The organism is Aestuarium sp. (assembly GCF_023253315.1).
Lineage (GTDB): Bacteria > Pseudomonadota > Alphaproteobacteria > Rhodobacterales > Rhodobacteraceae > Marivivens > Marivivens donghaensis.
Genome location: NZ_JALRGW010000056.1, coordinates 1 through 3010, shown reverse-complemented (window position 1 = coordinate 3010; position 3010 = coordinate 1). Strand labels below are relative to the sequence as shown.

4 protein-coding genes and 1 tRNA gene are annotated in these 3010 nt (G+C 61.6%); 4 read left to right on the top strand and 1 reads right to left on the bottom strand.

The window, feature by feature from the left end; genetic code table 11:
- Positions 1-2: 2 nt before the first annotated feature.
- Positions 3-74, bottom strand: a tRNA-Thr gene (locus AC1QQ2_RS13930).
- Between the two features lie 85 nt (positions 75-159).
- Between AC1QQ2_RS13930 and AC1QQ2_RS13925 the strand changes: the two genes are divergently transcribed.
- From AC1QQ2_RS13925 to hisD, 4 genes are all read left to right on the top strand, one after another.
- Positions 160-324, top strand: a complete 165-nt coding sequence (locus AC1QQ2_RS13925; protein ID WP_479713580.1) for a hypothetical protein — start codon at positions 160-162, stop codon at positions 322-324.
- On the top strand, positions 324-1595 hold the full coding sequence (gene murA / locus AC1QQ2_RS13920) for a UDP-N-acetylglucosamine 1-carboxyvinyltransferase (RefSeq protein ID WP_479713579.1): 1272 nt from the start codon (positions 324-326) through the stop codon (positions 1593-1595). Before AC1QQ2_RS13925 ends, murA begins: the two co-directional genes overlap by 1 nt.
- A complete protein-coding gene (locus AC1QQ2_RS13915) occupies positions 1592-2062 on the top strand; it encodes a DUF2948 family protein (protein ID WP_479713578.1) in 471 nt (156 codons plus the stop codon). The genes murA and AC1QQ2_RS13915 overlap by 4 nt, the downstream gene beginning before the upstream one ends.
- A 67-nt stretch (positions 2063-2129) precedes the next feature.
- Positions 2130-3010, top strand: an 881-nt coding sequence (gene hisD, locus AC1QQ2_RS13910) for a histidinol dehydrogenase (RefSeq protein WP_479713577.1), incomplete at its 3' end; no start/stop codon positions are given.

Below are 3010 nucleotides of genomic sequence, written 5' to 3'. Positions count from 1 at the left end.
GGTGCTGCAGGGGAGGATTGAACTCCCGACCTCTCCCTTACCAAGGGAGTGCTCTACCACTGAGCTACTGCAGCGTCGGTGGGCGGCTGATTAGACGCAAAATGAATGCTGTGCAAGCCTTATCTGGACGCTTTTTTTTTGCTCATGTAGACAAAGTGCATGAACAGCAAAAACAATGGCAAATCACCCTCGAAAAAGGATGCTGACCGCGAAGCGCGGTTGAAAGCGGCGTTGAAGGCCAATATGGCCCGGCGCAAGGCGCAGGCCCGCGCCCGGGCAGCCCATCAAGGCGGTGATGAGGCAGAGCAAAAGGACAAAGGCTGATGGATTCGATTATTGTGCGGGGAAATGGGGCCTTGAATGGCCAAATTCCGATTGCCGGTGCCAAAAACGCCTGCCTGACGCTGATGCCCGCCACGCTGCTTAGCGAAGAACCGTTGACCCTGACAAACGCGCCGCGGCTGTCTGATATTCGCACCATGACGCAGCTTTTACGCTCGCTTGGGGCCGAGGTGGCGGCGATGCAGGATGGCAAGGTGCTGGCCATGACCAGCCACAACATTTCCAACCACCGGGCAGATTACGATATCGTGCGTAAGATGCGCGCGTCTATTTTGGTGTTGGGGCCCATGTTGGCGCGCGATGGTCATGCCATTGTTTCGCTGCCCGGTGGCTGCGCCATCGGTGCGCGCCCGGTTGATCTGCATTTGCAAGCGCTCGAGGCGATGGGCGCCGAGCTGGAATTGAAAGAGGGCTACGTGCATGCACGCGCCCCGGGTGGGCGGCTGCGGGGCGGCACCATTGCCTTTCCGTTCGTGTCTGTGGGGGCCACGGAAAATGCGCTGATGGCGGCCACCTTGGCCAAGGGCACCACCGTGATAAAAAATGCCGCGCGCGAACCCGAGATTGTGGATCTGGCACGCTGCTTGCGCAAAATGGGCGCGCAGATTTCGGGCGAGGGCACAGACACGCTGACCATCGAAGGCGTAGACCGGCTGAATGGCGCCACCCACCCCGTTGTCACCGACCGAATCGAGCTGGGCACCTATATGCTGGCGCCAGCCATTTGTGGGGGCACGGTGGACTGTTTGGGCGGCACCATCGAATTGGTGGGCGCGTTTTGCGAGAAACTGGATGCCGCGGGTGTTTCGGTGGAAGAAACCGACCTTGGCTTGAAAGTTAGCCGCAAGAATGGCCGCGTGCGCGCGGTTGACGTCGCGACCGAGCCCTTTCCCGGCTTTCCCACCGATCTGCAGGCGCAATTCATGGCGATGATGTGTATCGCCGATGGCTCGTCGCAGATTTCAGAAACAATTTTTGAAAACCGCTTCATGCATGCGCCGGAATTGATGCGCATGGGGGCCAAGATCGAGGTGCATGGCGGCACCGCCCGTGTGACTGGGGTCGAGCGGCTAAAGGGGGCGCCGGTGATGGCCACCGATTTGCGCGCCTCGGTCTCGTTGATCTTGGCGGGGCTTGCCGCGGAAGGGGAAACCATCGTGAACCGCGTCTACCACCTAGATCGTGGCTATGAGCGGGTAGAGGAAAAATTGGGCAATGTCGGCGCCCATATCGAACGGGTGTCTGGCCAATGAGCGAAGATGCGCGTTTCGAAGATGGCCGCGAAGCACCGCTTAATCTGGGCGCGATGGATGCCGATGATCTGGCGATTATCTCGGCCTTGGTGCAAGATGCGGTCTTTCCCGCCTCGGAAATTGCATGGCAACCGCGCGCGCGCCGCTTTGCGATCTTGCTAAACCGGTTTCGCTGGGAAAACGGCGCCCGCGTTCAATTAGGCCCCGAGCGGGTGCAATCGCTGTTGGTTTTTGACACGGTGCAAAAGGTGTCCAGCCAAGGCGTGGCGCGCGGGGCGTCTGATATGGTGCTGTCGTTGCTGTCGCTGGAGTGGCGCGAAACCGCGGCCCCCTCGGGCGAAGTGCTGCTGCAATTGGCGGGCGATGGGGCCATCCGCCTAGAGATCGAGGCGCTAGATGTCAGCCTGCGCGACGTTACACGCCCCTATGCCGCGCCATCGGGCCGCCGCCCCGAGCACGGGGTATAAGCATTGCTGGCTTGAGCCGGGGCGCGCCTGCCGCTAAGAGGGGCGCAGCCACAAAGGACCGCCGATAATGCCACAGTTTCTGGATGCCAGCGAAGCCGATTTCGAGGCCCGTTTTACCGCCCTTTTGGGGGCCAAACGCGAAGACAGCCCCGATGTGGATGCCGCTGTTGCCGCCATCATTGCCGATGTGCGCAGCCGTGGCGATGCGGCGCTGGTGGATCTGACCGCAAAATTCGACCGCTTAAAGCTGGATGCGGGCAGCCTGCGCTTTAGCGAGGCCGAGATTGATGCGCTGGTGGCCCAAGTGCCCGCGCACGAACGCGCCGCGCTGGAATTGGCGGCCGCGCGCATTCGCGCCTATCACCTGCGCCAATTGCCCGAAGATGCCAGCTGGCACGATGAAACCGGTGCCATGCTGGGCTGGCGCTGGACGCCCGTCAGCGCTGCGGGGTTATACGTGCCGGGGGGGCTGGCCAGCTACCCGTCCTCGGTTTTGATGAATGCCATCCCCGCCAAGGTGGCGGGGGTTTCGCGGCTGGCCATCACCGTGCCCACCCCCGATGGGCAGGCCAACCCGCTGGTTTTGCTGGCGGCGCGGCTGGCGGGGGTGGATGAAATTTATCGCATTGGTGGCGCGCAGGCCATTGCTGCCTTGGCCTATGGCACCGAAACAATCGCGCCGGTTGATAAAATCACAGGCCCGGGCAACGCCTATGTTGCTGCGGCCAAACGGCGCGTTTTTGGCAAAGTGGGCATCGACATGATCGCGGGCCCATCGGAAATTCTGGTGATCGCTGATGGCGATAACGAGCCGGATTGGATCGCGCTGGATCTGCTCAGCCAGGCCGAACATGACGAAAGCGCCCAATCGATTTTGATCACCGACAGCCCGGCCATGGCGCGTGCCGTGGCGGTGGCGGTGGATCGTAACCTTGCCATGCTAGAGCG

What these genes read in the sequence shown, in the direction of transcription:
- murA (WP_479713579.1), top strand. Translation starts at nt 324, where the DNA reads ATGGATTCGATTATTGTGCGGGGAAATGGGGCCTTGAATGGCCAAATT.
- AC1QQ2_RS13925 (WP_479713580.1), top strand. Translation starts at nt 160, where the DNA reads ATGAACAGCAAAAACAATGGCAAATCACCCTCGAAAAAGGATGCTGAC.
- AC1QQ2_RS13915 (WP_479713578.1), top strand. Translation starts at nt 1,592, where the DNA reads ATGAGCGAAGATGCGCGTTTCGAAGATGGCCGCGAAGCACCGCTTAAT.